This is a genomic window from Mesorhizobium sp. Arg314 (assembly GCF_053714275.1).
The window spans coordinates 1-19,347 of record NZ_JBSKBP010000032.1 but is presented as its reverse complement, the minus strand read 5'-3'; the positions used below and the strand labels follow the sequence as shown (position 1 = coordinate 19,347).

Genomic DNA, 19,347 nt, shown 5'->3' with positions numbered 1-19,347 from the left:
TTATTCTCACGCTTGCTACCGGGCAGCAAGAACTGCGGTCATCCGCTCGGCCAGGTCCGCAACCGGCCCCGTCTTGTCCCAGGCATAGAGCGAGACCACCATCGAGGGCTCGGCGCCGAGACGCGCACAGGGCCGGACGCGTTGGCCTCCCACTGCGCTCCTTGGCAGCAACGACAGGCCGAGCCCGGCCTCCACGCCGACCAGCACGTTGTGAAGGCTGCTGCCGGTGAAGGCGATGTACCAGCGGCGTTGTTCGCGCTCGATCCGCTCGAACATGGCTTCGCGGTAGAGCCCGCCGGGCGGGAAGGCGACCAGCGGCACCGGATCGGGCCAATCGGATTGGGCCGGATGGGCCCAATCGGGTTGGGCCCGATGGGCCCAATCGGAATGGCTGTCCGCGCTTTCGAACCACGCCATCGGTTCGGGAAAGCTTGCCCGGCAATCGGGTTCGGCGGCGGCTTCCTTGACCACCACGATGTCGAACTCGCCGGCGCGATAGCGCCGGGTCAGGTCACGGCTCAAGCCCGCGGTGACGTCCAGCCGGACCGCGCGGTGGCGCTTGGCGAAATCGCCGAACACCCCGGCCATCGTAGTGTTGACGATATCCTCAGGCACGCCGATCCGCGCCGGCGTGGTGCCGGCCGGATCGCCAAGCGCCGTTTGCGCTTCATGCTGCAAGGCGAGGATGCGCCGCGCATAGCCGAGCAGCCGCTCGCCCGCGGCCGTCGGCCGGATCGGCCTTGTGTCGCGATCGACCAGGCTTCTGCCCACCGCGTCCTCCAGCCGGGCAAGCTGCTGGCTGATTGTCGATTGCGTCATGTTCAGCCGCTCCGCCGCCTGCGTGAAGCTGCCGGCGTCGGCAATCGCGATGAAGGCACGCAGAAGACGCGGATCGAGCATTTTTCACCCTCCGTCGCGCATGGCGTGTACTATCTAAAATCATAATGAGATAGATGCATACATTTAATTTCTAAATGAAGCGAAGTAGCCCTATCCGAAAGTGCGGACAAGGCCATGCGTTGGCCGGTGCTGCAGGAGCCAGGAATGCGTAGCCTCTATTTTGCCTTTGCCTTGCTGGTGCTCGCTTCCGTTTCGGCGATCGCGTCAGGAGAAACCATGCGCACAACCCCATTGCATGCCGCGGCCGCCATGGATGATGTCGAGACAATCGGCAGGCTTTTGTCGCAAGGCGCTGAGATCGACTCGCGCGACGGCACCGGCGCCACACCGCTGCTTGTCGCGACGCACGACAACAGGGTTGCCGCCGCCAGGGCGCTGATCGCGGCCGGAGCGAACGTCAACGCCAAGGATAATATCGAGGACAGCCCTTACCTTTACGCCGGCGCGCGCGGGCATCTGGAAATCCTCAAGCTAGCGCTCGCCCATGGCGCCGATCTCAAGAGCGTCAATCGCTACGGCGGCACCGCGCTCATCCCGGCGTCGGAGCGCGGTCATGTCGAGACCGTGCGCATGCTGATCGAGGCCGGTGTCGACGTCGACCATGTCAACAAGCTCGGTTGGACCGCGCTGCTGGAAGCCATCATCCTCGGCGACGGCGGCCAGCGCCACCAGCAGATTGTTTCGCTGCTCATCAAGGCCGGAGCCAACGTCGATCTCGCCGACGGCGATGGCGTGACGCCGCTGCGGCATGCGCGGGACCGCGGCTTCAAGGAGATCGAAAAACTCCTCATGGCCGCCGGCGCAAGCTGAGGAAAGCGGCCGGCGCCATGAGCGGACAGAAGGACATAGAGGCCACTTCCAGCCGTTTTCTCATGCTTGCCGTGGTCGCCATGGTGGGACTCAACCTCAGGCCGTTCATCACCGGCATCGGTCCGCTGGCGGCGGGCGTGCGCGCCGAGACCGGTCTCGGCACACAGGGCATCGCGCTGCTGACGCTGGTGCCGATGTTGCTGATGGGGACCTTCGCCTTTACCGGGCCATCCTTGCAGGCGCGCATTGGCGCAAGCCGGGCGGTCATTGCGGCGCTCGCCATCGTCAGCCTCGCATCGTTCCTTCGTCTCTTCGCGTCGACGGGCCTTGAAATGATAGGCACCGCCGCCTTGCTCGGCCTTGGGGCGGCCGTCGTGCAGGCCGTGTTTCCCGGCATCGTCAAGCGGCAATTCCCTCGCCATGTCAGCCTCGTCATGGGGCTTTATTCATCGATGCTGATGGGCGGGGGCGCGGTTGGCGCGCAACTCGCGCCGCTGATTGCCACGGCCTCGGGCGACTGGCATTTCGGGCTCGCCTGGATGGCGTTGCCGGCATTGATCGCGGCGGCGCTTGCCGTGGCCTGCTTGCCGCGCGACGTTGCCCACCCGCAAGGCAAGAACGCGGCGGCTGGCTGGCTCAAGCGGCCCCGCACCTGGCTGCTGATGGCCTGCTTCGGCCTCGTCAATGGTGGCTACTCGACCTCGGTGGCATGGCTTGCGCCATACTATCAGGAGCAAGGCTGGACGAGCGCTTCCAGCGGCGGCTTGCTGGCGGTCATGGCTGTGGGGCAGGCGCTCTCGGCCCTGCTGTTGCCGGCCCTTGCGAGCAAAAGCGTGGACCGCCGGCCATGGCTCTGGCTGACTTTGGCCATGCAGGCAGTTGGTTTTGCAGGTTTGATCCTGCGGCCCGAAACCGCGCCTTTCGTCCTGGCGCTCTTGTTGGGAGCGGGGCTGGGCGGCTCCTTCTCGCTCACCATGATCGTCGCGCTCGAACATCTGCCGGACCCGGCGGAGGCCGGCGCGCTTTCGGCCATGATGCAAGGCGGCGGTTTCCTGCTTGCCGCGATACCGCCATGGATCGTCGCGGTACTGCACGATCTCACCGGCGGCTTCCATGCCGGCTGGCTGCTGCATCTCGCCTGCATTGCGATCGTGACCGTGCTGACCTTTCGGTTGGCGCCACAAGGCTATTCGCGGGCCATGAAGCCGTCTGCCGCTGAGCCGGTCGCGGTCTGATGTTGCGCCCGCCAGCCAGCGGCAATAAGGGACGGCGACGGCCGGATGGCGGGTCTGAAGGCGAGAGAGGAAACTGAGATCCGGGATGTGCTCGAGCACGTCGAACATGGCGACGAGGTCCCATGCGCGTGTTCAAGTCAATTGCACGCAGCCGCGGCCTTGAGCGCTTCGGCGCGCGAAGGTCCGGGCAAATTTCCGATCCGCCGAACGGAGGCGTAGAACCTCGGATAGTCGCCTGAGCACAGGTCGAACAGGCGAAGAAACGCCGGAACCTGTTCGCCATAGACGGCAGTCGCGGCAAGCTTTGCGTTGTTGATCGGGCTATTGAACCAGGCGTCGTATCCCCGATATCCGGCCCAGCGCTTGTCGCGCATTTGCCGGTAGCGTATCCGCAGCCGGTCGATCGTGGCGGCTTTGGCGGCTGCCATCTGCTCCGGGCTGCGGGGGCTTCCATAGACCTGCCTCAACTCGTCCCGGGTTTTCGATATCAGTCCGAGAAAGTCCGCCTTGCGCTTGCGATCGGCTTCGTAGCTGCGCAACCCGGCGCCATTGCCGGTGGCGCGGAGCCATTTCCTCGTGCCGGTGGTTTCGACGGAAACCGCGAAAGCCTCGTTGAACGCGGAGTCGCCATTCACATAGATTTTCTGATGCGCCAGCTCATGGAAGACAAGGCTGGCGATATAGGTGTCGTCCTGACGCAGCATGGTGCTGAGCAACGGGTCGCTGAACCAGCCCAGCGTGGAATATGCGGTGACGCCTGACACATAGACGTCCAGCCCCTGCCGCTGCAATTCGGCGGCACTTTCGAGCGCGTCTTGCCGCGAAAAATAACCCTTGTAGGGAACGCAGCCGAAAACCGGAAAGCACCATGTTATCGGCGCGAGAGAGAATTGCGGCGCGGCGAAGACGGCCAAGGTCACATCGTTTCGACCGATGTCGACATAGCTGCGGTAGCTATTGTTATCGGGCAGTGCCAGTTTTTCCGTGGCAAAGTGACGTATGGCGCTCGCCGACGTCAGCTTGGCGCGCAGTGCCTCTGGCGTCGAGGGATCGCGGATCAGCTTCGCAACATTCTTGCGCGCCGCCATGATCTCAACATGGCCCTCCAACGACTGCGCGTAGTAGGAAATGCTTGTGCACCCGCTCACGCCGGACGCCATGATCACGGCAGCAAGCAACCGAAAAACGCGCTTCACAGCTTGCCCACCGCTTGCTCATCTCCCCACGGAGCAAATGTCCCTATTTTCTCCCGTGTCTCAAACAGGCGCGCCTGTTTTCGTCAAGGCCTGGAAGGGCAGCGGGTCGGACTTTCGATTTCTCGGCGGCCGTCAAGCCATACGGCGCTCAACGAAGATCTCACGCCCGCCTCGCCACCAGCCGCAGCCACGGCGCCAGGTGGAACGCCGCCATCAGGAGATACATCGGCACCATGCCGCCGAGCATTGAGCCGCCCGACATGCACATCATGTCGTGCCCGCCATAGGCAGCCGTCAGCAGCGCCATCGTGGCGAAGGTCGGCGCGGCGGCGAGGCCAAGCCAGTCGGCGAGGCCGAAGCCGCTCAGGCAGGTTGGGCGAGGGGAGTCGATGCTCATGATATCCACCTTCTGAAGCGGTCAGGTTTTCAAGCCCATAGGAACAAGGGCGAAGCGATCGGCTCCGGCGGCGTGCGGTTTGCGCCGCCGGAGACGCTTCAGGCTCAGGCGTCCTTGTTGCGGAACGCCGCTTCGCCGGCATCCGACACCTCGACCCATCTCTGGTCGGGGGCGGCGCCTGCTTCGTAATTGTCGTGCCAGTTCCACCACTTGTAGGTCTGGGTTTGCGGATAGCCCTCGGGCGAATCCTCCCACACCTCCTGGCGGCCGAGCGGCGTGAGGTCGAGATAGCTCCAGACGGTGCCAAACGCCTCGTCGCCGCGGTTGTTGACGAAGTAGGTGCGGAAGATGCGCTTGCCGTCATGGATGAAGACGTTGTGGCCGTGCCATTCGTCGACGCCGAAATCCTTATCCCAGCTGTCGGTGATGGTGTACCAGGGCATCTTCCAGTCCATCCGCTGCTTCAGCCGCTGGATGTCGGCCTGCGGGGCGCGCGAGGCATAGGCAAGCGTGGTGTCGCGGGCGTTGAGATGGGCGAGATTGCCGACCTGGTCGGCGCCGAGCGAGCAGCCGCGGCAGGCATGCTCCGGCCAGCCGAAGACGCCCGGCTCGAAGAAGGCGCGGTAGACGACGAGCTGGCGGCGGCCTTCGAAGAGGTCGAGCAGGCTCACCTTGCCGTTAGGGCCTTCAAAGACATAGTCCTTCTTCACTTCCATCCACGGCATGCGGCGACGTTCGGCGGCCAAAGCGTCGCGGGCGCGGGTCAGGGTCTTCTCCTTAACCAGCATCTCTTCATAGGCGCCTTCCCACGCTTCCTGCGAAACGACCGGCGGTGTCTTCATATGTTGGGTCATTGCTCTTGTCCCGTTCTTGGGTTTGGTTGGGGGTGACGAGGACAGACATAGGGCCGCACGCTGCGATGGTGAGAGTTACAAGTGTGACGCGATTTGCTTGGGCGGGTCCCGAGGCGGGTATTGAATGGACTCGCTGATCAATGCCGCCGGCCGCGCGCTTGCCGCGGGCGATCCGCTCGGAGCCTTGAGGCGCGTCGCGCTGCGCGACGACGCGCCGGCGCTGGCGCTGCGCGGCATCGCGATGGCGCAGCTCGGCGATTTCGCCAAGGCCAAGGCGTTGCTCAAGGACGCCGCCCGCGCCTTCAGTCCGCGGGAAGCTGTGGCGCGTGCACGCTGCGTCGTCGCCGAGGCCGAGATCGCGCTGGTCTCGCGCGACCTCGGCTGGCCGGAGAGGGCGCTGCGATCCGCGCGCGCGACGCTTGCGGCGCATGGCGACCGGCTGAACGCCGCCTATGCCGGCAGCCTCGAGGCGCGCCGGCTCATCCTGATCGGCCGTCTCGACGAGGCCGAGCGCCTGCTTTCGGATTTCGATCCGGCGCCGCTGCCGCCGGTCGCCCGCGTCGCGCATGAGCTCGCCGCCGCCGGCATCGCCGTCAGGCGTCTCAGGACAAAAGCGGCGCGCTCGGCGTTCGGGCGGGCATCGCTTGCCGCTTACGAAGCCAACATCCCGGCGTTGCGGGCCGAAGTCGAAGCGGCGTCGCTGGTTCTGAACACGCCGGTCGGCCGGCTGATCGCGCGAGGCGTGCAGAAAGAGCTGCTGCTCGACGAGGTCGAGGCTCTGCTGAGTTCGGGTGCGCTGGTCATCGATGCCTGCCGCAATGTCGTGCGTGAAGTCGACGTGGTGGTTTCGCTGGCGACCCGGCCCGTGCTGTTCGCGCTGGCGCGCACGCTCGCCGAGGCATGGCCGGCCGACGCATCGCGCGAAATGCTGCTGAGGCGCGCCTTCCGGGCAAGGCATGCCGATGAATCGCACCGCGCGCGGCTCAGGGTCGAGATGGGGCGGCTGCGCGCCGAGCTCGGTGCGCTGGCCGAGATCAGTGCGACGGCTGCCGGTTTTGTGCTGACGCCGCTGAAGGCCGCCGAGGTCGTCGTGCTGGCGCCGCCGGTCGAAGACGAGCACGGCGCGGTCCTCGCCTTCTTGACCGACGGCGAGGCCTGGTCGAGCTCGGCGCTGGCGATCGCGCTCGGCGCCAGCGCCCGCACCGTCCAGCGCGCGCTGGAGCAGCTTTCGGCGCAGGACAAGGTGCAGGCCGTCGGCCGCGGCCGCGCCCGTCGTTGGATGATGCCGCCGGTGACCGGATTCCCGACGGTCTTGTTACTCCCGGGCCCGCTGCCGAGCGATTAGTCTGCCTTACAACGTTCAGGTTGATGGAGATTGGAAAAATGAAAAGAGCCGCCGCCGAGATCCTGCGTGAATACGGACCATTTCCGGGCGCCGAGCGCGTCAATGGCGTCACCTATGACGGCAAGAGTGTCTGGTTCGCCGATGGCGACAAGGTGAACGCCCTTGATCCTGAGAGCGGCGCGATCGTGAAGTCGATCGATGTCGCTTCGCATGCCGGCACAGCCTTCGACGGCAAGCATCTCTACCAGATCGCCGAGGACCGCATTCACAAGATCGATCCGGGCACCGGCAAGATCGTCGCCACCATACCGGCGCCGGGCAATGGCGGCGACTCAGGTCTTGCCTGGGCCGAGGGCTCGCTCTGGGTCGGCCAGCATCGGGCCCGCAGCATCCATCAGATCGATCCCGAGACCGGCAAGATCATCCGCACCATAGAATCCAATCGTGTCGTCACCGGCGTCACCTGGGTCGATGGCGAGCTCTGGCATGGCACCTGGGAGGGCGAGGAGAGCGACATCCGCCGTGTCGATCCGAAGACGGGCGAGGTGCTGCAGACGCTGGAGATGCCGGCTGGAATGGGCGTGTCCGGGCTGGAATCCGACGGCGCGGGCTGCTTCTTCTGCGGCGGTGGCGGCAGCGGCAAGGTCCGCGCCGTGCGCCGTCCTGGATACGATGCCGGCAAGTGATCGACACCCCGAATAGGGCGGCTTGATCAGGCCGCCTCGCGCGCCGGCCGCGATATGGCTTTGCCGGAAACCTTCGTAGCGGTCGGCCCGTCGATATGCGCCCAGGCCGGCCGTTCGAACAGGAAGGTGCCGAAGCCGATGCGCTTGACGATGAAATAGACAACCACCGGGCTGATGACCGAGACGACCAGCACCGCGAGGCTCAGCATTCCGGTGTCGGTCAGAAGGCCGCTTGCAAGCGCTGCGCCACGGAAGATCGACATCGGGATGGTGAAGGCGACATAGACGACCAGCGAATGCTCGCCGAGCCAGCGCAGCCATTCCATCGAGGCGAATTTCGACAGGAAACCGCCGGCAACGCATAGCGCCACCGCGCCGGCGACGGCAAGCAGGAAATGCAGCGGCGGCCATGCCGCCAGGCCCATCTGCATGCCGACCGGCTGCACGGCGTAGCCGGGCGAATAGACGAGCAGACCGTTGACGATCGCCCAGACGACCAGGCCAGCAACGGCGAGCGCCGGACGAGCTTGCGTCCACGCGACCAGCCGGAACACCGGCGGCGCCAGGACGAAGCCGAGATAGAAGAAGACGAAATAAGCCGCGAACTGGGTCAGCGCGTAGCTCTCGGACTGCGGTGCCCACATCTGCAGCGCGGCGGCGGCCGCGATCACGAGCCAGTGCGGCACGCTGACCTCGCGCAGGGCGCGTGCGGCGAGCCCGAAAACCGCCAGCATGTAGATGAACCACAGGACGCCGTAGGGCTGGACGACGGCCATGGCGAGGTCGTGCAGCATGCCGGCTGGATCGCCGCTGAAGATGCCGATCTTGAGCCCGATCGAGATGATCGCCCACAGCACGTAGAAATAGAGATAATGGACGACGCGGCGATCGATATAGCGGCGCCACGGCCGGTCGATCACCTGCGACAGGAACAGGCCCGAGATCAGGAAGAATTCCGGCATGCGGAACGGCGTCGCGAAGCCGATGGCATAATGCAGGAAGCCGATGCCGCCGGTGTACTCGCCGGTGTTGTAGGCCGAATACATCATCACCACCAGGATGATGGAAAGGCCTTTTGCCGTGTCCACCCACGGCATGCGGTTCGGGCTGCTCATGCGCGATCTCGAGGAATTGTACCTGTCCGAATTGTAGCGGACAGCCAAATCCCGCGCAGCATCAAGCTTCCATTAACGTAAACGCGGCCCTCGTTTCGGAGGAGGTCTCAACTATCGGCTGATGTCGGAACCACGGGGGCGGCACGCGTCTCGCGCATTGCTATCGCGACGATCGCACCCGACAGGAAGGTCAGCGCCGCAATGGCCGCGATCGCCGCGGAGAAGCCGAAGAAGTCGGCGATCAGGCCCGCGCAGAGGGCGCCAAGGGCATAGCCGAGGTCGCGCCAGAAGCGGTAGACGCTGAGCGAGCGCGCCCGCCAGGACGGATGCGAGGCGTCCGACACCGCCGCGATCAGGCTTGGATAGACCATCGCCGTGCCGACGCCGAGCAGCAGGCTCGCCAGTAGCCACCAGCCGAAATCGCGCGTCATGGCGGTGGTGAGAAGCCCCGCCGCCTGCACCCACATGCCGGCGACGATCAGGCCCTTGCGGCCCCATCGGTCGCTCAACGGCCCGGTCGCGACCTGGAAGACGCCCCAGACCGCCGGATAAACCGCCTTGAGGATGCCGATCCGTTCGACGCCGAGCCCATTGGCGACGAAGAAGAGCGGAAACAAGCCCCAGCTCATGCCGTCATTCAGATTGTTGACCAGGCCGGCTTGCGATGCGGCGAACAGGTTGCGATCGCCGACCGAGGTCAGCATGAAGATCTCGCGGAAGCTGAGCGGCGAAGCCTGTTTTGGATGGTTCGCCAGCTCCAGCCGCACATGCTCGCGCGTGTCGCGCACAAGCAGGATCGATAGCGCGGCACCGAGGACCGCGTAGCCGACGCCGAGATAGATCGGCACCGGACGCAGCCCGTAGCGGCTCGCGAGATAGCCGGTCAGGAAAGCGGTGACGCCGACGGCGAGGTAGCCGGCGAACTCGTTGAGACCGACGGCAAGCCCGCGCGACTTCGGCCCGACCAGATCGACCTTCATGATCACCGTCATCGACCAGGCAAACCCCTGGTTGATGCCGAGCAGCGCATTGGCGGCGACGATCCAGCCCCAGCTCGGCGCCCAGATGATGATGAACGGCACCGGCAGGCCGAACAGCCAGCCGAGGATCAGCACGCGCTTGCGGCCCCATATGTCGGCAAGCTGGCCGGAGATGAGGTTGGCGCAGGCCTTGACCACGCCAAAGCTGACGATAAAGGACACGATGAGCGTGGTGGAAGCGACGCCGAATTCCTCCGCGCCGATCAACGGCACGACGGTCCTTTCGATGCCGACCATGCCGCCGACGAAAGCGTTGATCAGCACCAAAAGCGCGAACTGCTTCCAGTTGGCCTTGAGGCCGAGCGCGACGGCGGGCGCCGCTGTGCTCAAGATTTCGCTCCGGCGTTGATGGCCCGCGTCCGGGCGGCCTCCGGCGGCGGGGGAGGGATGTCGGCGGTCATGGCGGCGACGAACCGGTCCTCGTCCTCGATGCGGAAGGCTTTGTTGAAGCGCCGCTCGAAGCCGATTGTCGATGTCGGCTTGCCGCTCAGCGAGCGCCCGCAGACCGAACCGGAATAAGCGCCGGGCATCACCTCGATATGGTCAGGCAATTCCTTCAGCCGGCACACGCTGGAGAACAGTGCACGCGCCCCGTCCTCGGCGCTCGAAGCAAGTTCGGTCCGGCCGAGATCGCCGACCATCAGCGTGTGCCCGGTGAGCACGAACCAAGGTTCGGTCGACCGTGTCCGGTCCGTGACGAGCAGGCTCAGATGCTCCGGCGTATGGCCTGGCGTGTGCATGACCGTCGCCGTGACATTGCCGAGCTCGAGCACTTCGCCGTCCTTCACGCGCCGGAACGGGAAGTCCGCCTCGGCACCCTCGAAGAGCACGTAGTCGGCGCCCGTCGCCTCGGCCAGCGAGCGGCCGGCCGAGATATGGTCGGCATGGATATGGGTGTCGACGACATAAAGGATGCGCATGCCGGTCGCGCGTGCCGCCTCGACATAGGGGGCGATGTCGCCGACCGGATCGACGACCGCCGCGGACGCCTTGCCGCCGCAGCCGAACAGATAGGAAGCGGCGACCGGGTCAGTGTGCAGGAACTGTCTCAGAATCATCGCCTTCCCTCCGAATGGACAAACCGCGCCGGGCAGCCGCCCGGCTTGACAGCAACTCGAAATCGTCATTCAATTATTCTATTGAATGACGATGCGTCGCAGAAAGGCCGATGTCAATCCGCAATCCGAAACAGGCGCTCTACGAACAGTTCGCCATCGTCGCCAAGGCGCTCGGCCACCCGCTGCGCCTGGAGATGATCGAGCATCTGGCGCAAGGCGCGCGCGGTGTCGAAGCGTTGGCGGCCAAGCTCGGCCAACCGATAGCCAACATCTCCCAGCACCTGCAGGCGCTTCGCCGTGCCGGCCTCGTCTCGGCCGAGCGCGACGGCAAGTTCGTGCATTATTCGCTTGCGGATGAGAGCGTGCTTTCCGCCTTCGCCTCAGTGCGCGCGGTTGCCGAGCGGCGCCTTGCCGAAGTCGACCGCATCGTGCGCGGCTATTTCGAAGCGCGCGATGGCATGCGGCCCGTCGGGCGCGAGGAACTCCAGGCGCTGATGCGCGATGGGCTGGTGACGCTGATCGATGTCCGTCCGCCGGACGAGTTCGCACTCGGCCATGTGCCCGGCGCTATCAATGTCCCGCTCGGCGAAATCAAGGCCTGGTCCTATAGTGCCGACACCAGCCGAGAAGTCGTCGCCTACTGTCGCGGCCCCTGGTGCGTCATGTCCTTCGAGGCGGTAGCCGCGCTGCGCTCTCTGGGGCATTCCGCGCGTCGCCTGGAAGACGGCATGCCGGAATGGAAAGCCGCCGGCCTGCCGGTGGAAGTGGCCGGCTGACGGTGTGGCTAATTAGATGGCGCGGAATGTTCGCGAGCCGAAAGTCCGCTAAGGGGCCGCAGAACGAACCCGCTGCGCGGGAGGGGCGCCTGCGGTTGAGGTAGAGATCACGAACCGGTCGTCGCGCTCGCGTTGAGCGTCGTTCGGCTCGAGCAGAGTAGCGGAGATAGCTGACCTTCAAGAGAATCTCGCGGCCTGTTCCTAAAGCCTGAGAGCGGTCCTGAAGGTGGAGAACTCGTCATCAGTGATCTGAACCACATGCTGTGGCTCGGGATAGGCGCCGGTCTGGACGTCGGCGATGAATTCGCGATAGGCGGCGATGCGCTCGTGCTGCAGCCGCTCATACTCGGCGGCGAAGTTGCGGTAGGTCTTTGCATGGCGCGGCTTGTGGCCGGTGGTGTGGCCGAGCACGTCCTCGCTGAACAGATACTGCGCGTCGGCATGCGGTCCGGCGCCCATCCCAAGCATGATCATCGGCGTGCTCCTGGTAATCAGGTCGGCAATGCGGTCTGGCACCACTTCCAGCTCGGCGCCGAAGCAGCGAATGGCTTCAAGGCGTTTGACGTGGTCCCACACCGCACGCGCGCTCTCGGCCGTCCTGCCGACAGCCTTGAAACCGCCGGTCCAAGTGCATTGCGAGGGGATCAGGCCAACATGGGCAACGACAGGCACGGCGTTGTCGCAGAGCGTCTTCTGGATATCGAGCGAGGCCGCACAGTAGAAGCAGTCGCCGCCGATGCGCATGAAGTGGTAGGCGGTTTTCAGATAGTCCTCCGCCGTGACCAGATTGCCGGAGGGCCCGTAAGGCAGCCCGACCTGTACGAAGCAGCGGCCCGCCGCCTCGCGCATCTCGGGCGAGAAGAAGCGACCCTCGATCGAAAGCATGTCTACGCCGGCCGCGTCGGCCGCCGCCGCCTCTTCGAGCGAGGTGACGTAGAGCATGGAAATCTTCTGGCCGCGGCCCTTCATGGCGCGGATGTCGGCCACGGTCGGTCGGCTGTTCTTGGTAACCATTCTTTTTCCCTCACTCAGTGAAAGCTTCGCGAAAGGCTTGCAGCGCCGCTTCGGGGTCGCCGGAGGCAAACGCTTCCATGCCAACCGCTCCGCGATAGCCCATGTTTTTCAGGGCACGGGCGATGCCCCGGTAATTGATCTCGCCGCTGCCGGGCTCCACGCGTCCAGGGACGTCGGCCACCTGGACCTCGCCGATCCACGGCAGGCAGGCGCGGCAGAGCTCGATCAGGTTCCCTTCGCCGATCTGTGCATGGTAGAGATCGAGATTGAGGCGCAGGCCCGGTCGGTTGATGCTCGATACCAGCGCAAGCGTGTCTTCCGCGCGGCCAAACGGCACGCCGGGATGGTCGACCGGCAGGTTCAGATTCTCCAGCGTGAAGGTCACGCCTTCCGCCTCGGCAAGGTCGGCGATGCGGTTCAGCGTGTCGCGCGCCTTGAGCCACATCGCGCCGGTGACAGTCTCACAAGGGGTGACGGGCAGGCCGCCATCGCCCAGCCCGGTGCCGTGCAGATTGTGCCGCGCAACGCCGAGGCGCTTGCCGACCGCCGCCGTCTCCTTCGCCGTCTTCAAAAGTTCAGCCGCACCCTCGTCATCGGCAAGCCTGCCGCGCAGATAGCCGTTCATGATCGAGAAAGTCGCGCCGGATTTCTCGAGCATAGCAAGGTCATGCTCGGGCCAGTTCCAGAGACCGACTTGGAAGCCCATTTCGGTAAGGCGCCGCACGCGCCATTCCATCGGCTTGTCGCGCCACAGCATTTCGACGCAAGCCGCAAGCGTAAAAGTATCGGACATGTCAGACCGCGATGAACACGCGGCCGTCCTCGACCTTCGTGGTGTAGGTTTTCAGGTTCACGCAGACCGGTGCGCGCAGCGCTTCACCGGTCCGGTAATCGAACACGCCGTTGTGCTTCGGGCATTCGATCCTGTGTTCCATAACCAGCCCATCGCTCAGATGCACCTTCTCATGCGTGCACAGCCCATCGGTGCAGAAGAATGCATCGTCGGGGCTGCGGTAGATGGCGAATGTCCGGCCCTCGTGATCGAAGCGGATGACGTCCTCTTCATCGATGTCATCGGTCGCGCACGCATCAATCCATTTTGCCATTGTCACTCTGCCGTCTGTTCTTTGGTTGGTCGAAAATGCGGCCGGCAGAATTCCGCCGGCCGCACAGGAAGATGCCCGGGAGGAGGAGATGGGCGTCTTCACTGGTCACGCATATGGCTTGCGCCATGCGGCGCATGCCCGTCATCAGCCATGGAGAAGCTCTCGATCTCGGCCTCAAGCTCGGCCATCTGTTCGCCCCCCGCCATCAGGTCGGTGATCGCCTCGCGGCTTTTCTCGCCCTTGCGGAAATCGGCGGCCTTGGCGCCCCTGATGAGGACGGCGAAGTGGTCACCAACGGTCAGCGCATGGACGACATTGTGGGTGATAAAGATCACCGCGATGCCCTTGCGGCGCGCCTGGAGCACGATGCGCAGTACGTGCGCCGCCTCCTTGACGCCGAGCGCCGCGGTCGGCTCGTCGAGGATCAGCACGCTGGCGCCGAAATGCACGGCGCGTGCGATCGCCAGCGCCTGGCGTTCGCCACCTGACAGTCCGCCGACGAGGCGGTCGCCGTCGTCGATGCGGGTGATGCCGAGCTGGCGCATCTCGGTGACGGCGATCTCGTTGGCCCGCTTGCGGTCGTAGATGGTCAGCGGCCCCCAGCGCCGCGTCGGCTCGGCGCCGACGAAGAAGGAGCGGCCGATGCTCATCAGCGGGAATGTCCCGCCGAACTGGTGGACGGTAGCGATGCCATGGTCGCTGGCGTCGCGGGGGCTGTCGAAGGCGACTGATCTGCCGTCCATTTCCATCGTGCCCGACGTCGGCCTGTGGACACCGGAGAGGATCTTGATCAGCGTCGACTTGCCGGCGCCATTGTCGCCGAGCAGGCACAGCACCTCACCTCTGTTGACCTCGAGCGAGATATCGTGGAGCACGTCGATCGGACCGAACGACTTGTTGATCCCGGTCAGCCTGAGCAGGGGCGGTGTCATCAGCGAGCCCTCGATTTGGTGCGCGGCGCGTAGGTCAACGCCATGGTACGGAAAGTGTTGTTCATCAGCACGGCCGCCAGCAGCAGGACGCCGATGATCAGGCTTGCCCAGTTGGCGTCGAAGCCGGTGTAGAAAATGCCCTGATTGACGATGGCGAAGGTCAGCGTGCCCAAAACGATGCCGACCACCGATCCGTAGCCGCCGGTGAGCAGCACGCCGCCGATGACCACCGCGATGATCGAGTTGAAGATGAAGGACTGGCCGGCGGCCACCTGGGCACTGTTGTAGAGGATCGCCTGCGACATGCCGACAAAAGAGGCGCACAGGCCGCTGCTCATAAACAGCGCGATGGTCACCCGGTCGGTCGGGATGCCGGCATTGCGGGCGCTGACGGCGTCGCCGCCCATGGCCAGGATCCAGTTGCCGAAGCGCGAGAAGTTCAGGATGAAGCCGACGATCAAAACGGCGGCGATCCACCAGAACAGCGTCACCTCGAACTTGCCGCCGAGATAGTCGCCGAACAGCAGCTTGGCGGTGGAGCCACTCTTCAGCGCGACGCTGGTGCTGCCGGACAGGATGACCGAGAGGCCGAGTGTCAGGCCAGCCAATGCGAACAGCGTGGCGAGCGTAACGACGAAGGACGGCACTTTGGTGCGGATGACCAGCACGCCGTTGATGAAGCCGACGGCGAGCCCAAGGCCAAGCGCGGCGAGGATGCCGACGATGATCGGCAGGTCGTAGTGGCCCGACAGGATGGCAATGGTCATCGAACTGGCGGGGACCATCGAGCCAACGGAGAGATCGAGATGCCCGGCGATCATCAGCAACCCGATGGGAAGCGCGATGATGCCGAGTTCCGAGGCGACGTTGAGCCAACTCGCGGCGCCGCCGGCCGACATGAAATTGGCGCCGCCGAAGATTGAGAAGAAGATCAGGACTGCGATCATGCCGATCAGCGAGCCGACCTCGGGGCGGCGCACGAGGCTGCCGATCGAGGGCATCGAAGACCGCGGAACGAACGGCGCAGCCGTCGCCACGGAAGGTTGGTGATGGGCTTGGGATATCATCGAAGTGTCCCTGGCTTGAATAATAGGGAGCCTGGCGCGACCTTTCGGCGGCGGCGCGGGGCTGATGATGTCCGGCCCACGGAGGGCCGGACACTCCGAGCGAGCTATCGGGCGCCGGCCGCGGCACCTGCCATCGTCGCATCGACATTGGCGGCGTCCACGATCCCCGGTCCGGTCAACACCGGTTTCGTCGGCAGGTCGAGCCCATAGTTGACCAGGCCGTTCAGCAGCGACACCGCGAGATAGCCCTGCAGGTAAGGCTGCTGGTCGACCGCGAACATCTGCGTGCCGGCCTTGATGCGCTGCAGGCCGGTTTCATCCATGTCGAACGACGCCAGCTTGACCTTGTCGCCGACATTGGCCTGGCTGATGGCGTTGGCCGCACTGTTGGCGTCGCCGGCGCTGATGGTGATGACGCCGTCGATGGTGTTGTCCTTCAGCACGGCGGCCTTGATCGCCTCTGCGACAGCGGTCGGGTTGCCGAAGCTGGAGGAAGGCAGCGGCAGCTGGCTTGATTTGCCGCCGCGCTTGGCGATCGCGTCGGCAATGCCCTTGCAGCGGTCTTCGGTGTTGGTGGCGCCCGGCAAAGTGTTGACGCACAGCACGTTCTTGGAACCATGGCTGCCGTAATAGGTGCCGCCGCCCAGGCCAGCGGCGTATTCTTCATTGCCGACATAGTTCATGGCGCCGAGCCGCTTGGCCGCGTCCATGCCGCCGGAATTGTAGATGATGAGCGGCACACCCGCGGCAACGACGTCCTTGAAGGCGTCGTCCATGGCCTCCGGCACCCAGTCAGGACCGACAATGGCGCTTGGCTTCTGGCTCAGCGCGGTGCGGATCAGCTTGGCCGCGTCGGGGCCGAGATTGTCGTAGTTCTGCGGACCCAGCCAGGTGACCGAGCCGCCGGTCAGTTCGGCGACCTTGCCGGCATCGTCGGCGCCCTTCTTGACCTTCGACCAGAACGGGTCGTCGGCCTTGCCGCCGATGACGAAGATCTTCGCGCCGTCAGCCATGGCCGAGGTGGCCGATGTCGCCGCCACGCCCGCAAGCATGATCGCGGTCAACAGTTTCGTGATGTTTTTCATTTCATTTCCTCCCGGTTGCCGTCGTCAGACGGGTTTAGAAAAAATCGATTCATCCGCAGGCGCGCACCTCTCCCGTTGCGCGTTGCGTCGCTTGATCAATGGTTCGCCGCGGCCTTGGCGTTCATACGTTCCTTCTTTTTCTGGAAGCGGGCGTCCATCATGGCGTCGCCTTGCTTGGTGCCGTCGTGCCAGGTGCCGAACCATCGATCGAGCGGGATCAGCCCGTCACCGCCATAGTTCACCTCGAAAAATTTGTGGTGCAGGTAGTGTGTGTAGGCGTGGCTATCGACGGCCGTGTCCTCGCTCACCTCGAGCTTGTCGAAGCCGAGATGGCCATTGACGGCGCCGAAGCCGGCGATATGCAGCTGGAACAGCGCGACAATGGGATTGGACGGGATGACCAGATGCCAGAAGGCGACCGCGTGATAGAGGAACCCCTCCACCGGATGCATCGACAGCGATGACCACGGCGACGGATTGATCGAGTTGTGGTGGACCGAATGGATCCAGCGATAGAGCGGGGCCCAGTGGATCAGGCGGTGGATGAAGAAGAAATGCACCTCGTGGATGGCCGGCGCGACCAGCACAAGTGCGGCGAGGTAGACGGGGTGATCTTGCCAGTCGACCCACGGCACGTAGCCATTGGCAAAGCACCACAGGAAGACGACTTCGACCACCGTCCATAGCGGAATGGTGATGAAGAACGAGCGCAGGAAGTTGTCGAGGTTCTGGCTCTGGAACCAGAACACGTCGGAGGGCGCGTCGGCAGGGAATTTGTGGTTGTACTTGAACCGCGTCGCCTGGGTTCGCTTGATGTAGTAGCGCAGCTCGAAGATGCCGTAGAAGACGAGGATCGCCGCCGCATTGACGGCGTAGAGCCACAGCGCCCAGCCCCAGCTGATCGTCTTCATCGTCTCGACGCTCGGGACGATATAGAACCAGTAGAGCAGCGCGGTCGCCATGTGGAAAGCATTCCACGGCCAGATATAGCCGGGCAGCCACGCCAGAATCTTCGGCAGCCTGGGCGGCCAGTTCCACAACGGCGCTCCCTCGATGCGTCCGTTCGGCTTCCAGTCGCCGCGCTTGTCGCGCACGCCGTATTTGAGATCGTCCATGCAATCCTCCACCCGCAATGCCGCACCTGCGACGCCTTGGGACGGGCCGCACGCGCACGCTGCCTCACACCGCCTGAGAGCGATGGGCGAAACCCGTCTGCGCTGTGCTGCTGCTATCCCTAGGCTGGCGGTGCGTCCGCCTTGCTTGCTTTTGACGAGATAAACATCTTGATCCAAAATGAATCAAGAATAGAATGTTTGTTCCAAACTGATTGTGTCATCCATATCAATCTGGCACGATAAATGATATCTTCGTATCAATTGCTACAGGCGGATGAGACGAAATGGATCAGCACAAGCGGCCGACGATCAGGGATGTGGCCGCCGAGGCGAATGTTTCGGTGGCCACCGTCAACCGGGTACTGAGCGGCGCTGGCGCCGTTCGCCAAGGCACGCGCGAGCGCGTCAGGCTGGCGGCCGAGCAGATCGGCTTCTACGGCACGGGCGCGCTGCGCAGCCGCATAGCGGCCGCCAGGCCGCACTACCGCTTTGGCTTCCTGCTGCACCAGCCCGGCCGCGCCTTCTACCGCAACATCGCCGAGGCGCTGCGCGCGGTGGCGCCGACCATGCCCGACTGCGAGATTGAGCTGCGCATCGAGTTTCTTGACGACCTGTCGCCGCAGACCGTCGGAGCGCGCCTGCTGGCGCTCGGCGCCGAATGCGACGCCGTCGGCGTCGTCGCCGCCGTCCATCCGCTTGTCACCCAGGCGGTCGATGCGCTGCAGGCCCGCAACGTGCCGGTGTTTGCGCTGATCTCGCAGATATCGGCGACGGGTCAGGTTCATTACATCGGGCTGGACGGCTGGAAGGTCGGCCGCACCGCGGCCTGGGTGTTCGAGCATGTCTGCAAGGCGCCCGGCAAGCTCGGCATCCTTGTCGGCAATCACCGCTATCGCTGCCAGGAAATGAACGAGAGCGGCTTCCGCTCCTATTTCCGCGAGCACGCCCCTGATTTCACGCTGCTGGAGCCGCTGCTGACCTTCGAATCCAGCGCCATCGCGCAGGAGATGACCGAGAAGCTGCTGAACGAAAATCCGGATCTGTCCGGCCTCTATGTCGCCGGTGGTGGCATCACCGGCACTATCGCGGCCCTGCGCTCCACCGGCCGCGCCGGCAGCATCGTCGTCGTCGGCTATGAGTTGATGGAGTCGACCCGCCCGGCGCTGCTCGACGGCACGCTGACCTTCATCATCTCGCACCCGCTCGCCCGAATCGCGCTCGAAGCGCTGACCGGTATGGTCCACGCCGTTTCCGCCCCGAACGATGGTGGCAATTTGACCGCCATCTTGCCGTTCGAGGTATACACGCGGGAGAATATTTAGAGCAGAGATTACAGCACAGCGTTAGGCGCTTCATATCACGGGGCGAGATGGGGCACGACATTTCTGGCATCGACGCATAGCTTTCCACGGACGTCCGCTCTTGGACAAAGTCCAACACGCCAGAAAACGGCCGAGATGCTGAAGGGTTTCGGGTGCCGTGAGGCGTACGAAAGCCTCTCATGCAGGAACCCGCGGTCAGCAGGCGGTGAGCTATGGAGATTTGTGTTTCGGCGTGTGCCAGCGTCTGTCGCGGACGTCTGCATAGAGCGCTGGTGGCTGGTCGAGCATGCGGCT

At 64.5% G+C, this 19,347-nt stretch carries 20 protein-coding genes; 6 read left to right on the top strand and 14 right to left on the bottom strand.

The window, feature by feature from the left end; all coding sequences use genetic code 11:
* Positions 1–15: 15 nt before the first annotated feature.
* Entirely contained in the window at positions 16–900 is an 885-nt protein-coding gene (locus tag ACWGS9_RS25935) for a LysR family transcriptional regulator (RefSeq protein ID WP_454507935.1), read from the bottom strand.
* 144 nt (positions 901–1,044) lie between these two features.
* Between ACWGS9_RS25935 and ACWGS9_RS25930 the strand changes: the two genes are divergently transcribed.
* Positions 1,045–1,710 (top strand): ankyrin repeat domain-containing protein, encoded by a 666-nt coding sequence (locus tag ACWGS9_RS25930; protein WP_454507934.1) that lies wholly within the window; start codon positions 1,045–1,047, stop codon positions 1,708–1,710.
* 17 nt (positions 1,711–1,727) lie between these two features.
* A complete protein-coding gene (locus ACWGS9_RS25925; RefSeq protein ID WP_454507933.1) occupies positions 1,728–2,945 on the top strand; it encodes a cyanate transporter in 1,218 nt (405 codons plus the stop codon).
* 137 nt (positions 2,946–3,082) lie between these two features.
* Here ACWGS9_RS25925 and ACWGS9_RS25920 read toward each other — a convergent pair whose 3' ends face one another.
* From ACWGS9_RS25920 to ACWGS9_RS25910, 3 genes are all read right to left on the bottom strand, one after another.
* Positions 3,083–4,105, bottom strand: coding sequence for an aminopeptidase (locus ACWGS9_RS25920; RefSeq protein WP_454507974.1), 1,023 nt, complete (start codon positions 4,103–4,105; stop codon positions 3,083–3,085).
* A 196-nt stretch (positions 4,106–4,301) separates the two neighbouring features.
* Positions 4,302–4,538, bottom strand: coding sequence for a hypothetical protein (locus ACWGS9_RS25915; RefSeq protein WP_454507932.1), 237 nt, complete (start codon positions 4,536–4,538; stop codon positions 4,302–4,304).
* A gap of 104 nt (positions 4,539–4,642) precedes the next feature.
* Positions 4,643–5,392, bottom strand: coding sequence for a DUF899 domain-containing protein (locus ACWGS9_RS25910; RefSeq protein ID WP_454507931.1), 750 nt, complete (start codon positions 5,390–5,392; stop codon positions 4,643–4,645).
* Positions 5,393–5,516: 124 nt separating this feature from the next.
* On the opposite strand from ACWGS9_RS25910, the gene ACWGS9_RS25905 reads away from it, so the two are divergent.
* Both ACWGS9_RS25905 and ACWGS9_RS25900 read left to right on the top strand, forming a co-directional pair.
* Positions 5,517–6,737, top strand: coding sequence for a helix-turn-helix domain-containing protein (locus tag ACWGS9_RS25905; protein ID WP_454507930.1), 1,221 nt, complete (start codon positions 5,517–5,519; stop codon positions 6,735–6,737).
* 38 nt (positions 6,738–6,775) lie between these two features.
* Positions 6,776–7,423 carry a Vgb family protein gene (locus ACWGS9_RS25900; protein ID WP_454507929.1) on the top strand — a complete coding sequence of 216 codons (648 nt, stop codon included), beginning with the start codon at positions 6,776–6,778 and terminating at the stop codon, positions 7,421–7,423.
* 26 nt (positions 7,424–7,449) lie between these two features.
* Here ACWGS9_RS25900 and ACWGS9_RS25895 read toward each other — a convergent pair whose 3' ends face one another.
* From ACWGS9_RS25895 to ACWGS9_RS25885, 3 genes are all read right to left on the bottom strand, one after another.
* Entirely contained in the window at positions 7,450–8,538 is a 1,089-nt protein-coding gene (locus ACWGS9_RS25895; protein WP_454507928.1) for an acyltransferase family protein, read from the bottom strand.
* Positions 8,539–8,645: 107 nt separating this feature from the next.
* On the bottom strand, positions 8,646–9,908 hold the full coding sequence (locus ACWGS9_RS25890) for an MFS transporter (protein WP_454507927.1): 1,263 nt from the start codon (positions 9,906–9,908) through the stop codon (positions 8,646–8,648).
* A complete protein-coding gene (locus ACWGS9_RS25885; protein WP_454507926.1) occupies positions 9,905–10,636 on the bottom strand; it encodes an MBL fold metallo-hydrolase in 732 nt (243 codons plus the stop codon). The genes ACWGS9_RS25890 and ACWGS9_RS25885 overlap by 4 nt, the downstream gene beginning before the upstream one ends.
* Positions 10,637–10,746: 110 nt before the next feature.
* Between ACWGS9_RS25885 and ACWGS9_RS25880 the strand changes: the two genes are divergently transcribed.
* On the top strand, positions 10,747–11,412 hold the full coding sequence (locus ACWGS9_RS25880) for an ArsR/SmtB family transcription factor (protein ID WP_454507925.1): 666 nt from the start codon (positions 10,747–10,749) through the stop codon (positions 11,410–11,412).
* 201 nt (positions 11,413–11,613) lie between these two features.
* On the opposite strand, the gene ACWGS9_RS25875 is transcribed toward ACWGS9_RS25880, so the two are convergent.
* The 7 genes from ACWGS9_RS25875 to ACWGS9_RS25845 all read right to left on the bottom strand — a co-directional run bounded on the left by ACWGS9_RS25875 (position 11,614) and on the right by ACWGS9_RS25845 (position 17,731).
* Entirely contained in the window at positions 11,614–12,426 is an 813-nt protein-coding gene (locus ACWGS9_RS25875) for a 3-methyl-2-oxobutanoate hydroxymethyltransferase (RefSeq protein ID WP_454507924.1), read from the bottom strand.
* A gap of 10 nt (positions 12,427–12,436) precedes the next feature.
* Positions 12,437–13,219 (bottom strand): TIM barrel protein, encoded by a 783-nt coding sequence (locus ACWGS9_RS25870; RefSeq protein ID WP_454507923.1) that lies wholly within the window; start codon positions 13,217–13,219, stop codon positions 12,437–12,439.
* Position 13,220: 1 nt separating this feature from the next.
* Positions 13,221–13,532: a MocE family 2Fe-2S type ferredoxin gene (locus ACWGS9_RS25865; protein ID WP_454507973.1), complete on the bottom strand. Its 312-nt coding sequence runs from the start codon at positions 13,530–13,532 to the stop codon at positions 13,221–13,223.
* Positions 13,533–13,630: 98 nt separating this feature from the next.
* Positions 13,631–14,464, bottom strand: coding sequence for an ATP-binding cassette domain-containing protein (locus ACWGS9_RS25860; RefSeq protein WP_454507922.1), 834 nt, complete (start codon positions 14,462–14,464; stop codon positions 13,631–13,633).
* Positions 14,464–15,465 carry an ABC transporter permease gene (locus ACWGS9_RS25855; protein WP_454507972.1) on the bottom strand — a complete coding sequence of 334 codons (1,002 nt, stop codon included), beginning with the start codon at positions 15,463–15,465 and terminating at the stop codon, positions 14,464–14,466. The genes ACWGS9_RS25860 and ACWGS9_RS25855 overlap by 1 nt, the downstream gene beginning before the upstream one ends.
* A gap of 170 nt (positions 15,466–15,635) precedes the next feature.
* Positions 15,636–16,616, bottom strand: a complete 981-nt coding sequence (locus tag ACWGS9_RS25850; protein ID WP_454507921.1) for a sugar ABC transporter substrate-binding protein — start codon at positions 16,614–16,616, stop codon at positions 15,636–15,638.
* Positions 16,617–16,711: 95 nt separating this feature from the next.
* Positions 16,712–17,731, bottom strand: a complete 1,020-nt coding sequence (locus tag ACWGS9_RS25845) for a sterol desaturase family protein (protein ID WP_454507920.1) — start codon at positions 17,729–17,731, stop codon at positions 16,712–16,714.
* A 284-nt stretch (positions 17,732–18,015) separates the two neighbouring features.
* Between ACWGS9_RS25845 and ACWGS9_RS25840 the strand changes: the two genes are divergently transcribed.
* Positions 18,016–19,053: a LacI family DNA-binding transcriptional regulator gene (locus tag ACWGS9_RS25840; RefSeq protein WP_454507919.1), complete on the top strand. Its 1,038-nt coding sequence runs from the start codon at positions 18,016–18,018 to the stop codon at positions 19,051–19,053.
* Positions 19,054–19,347 lie beyond the last annotated feature (294 nt).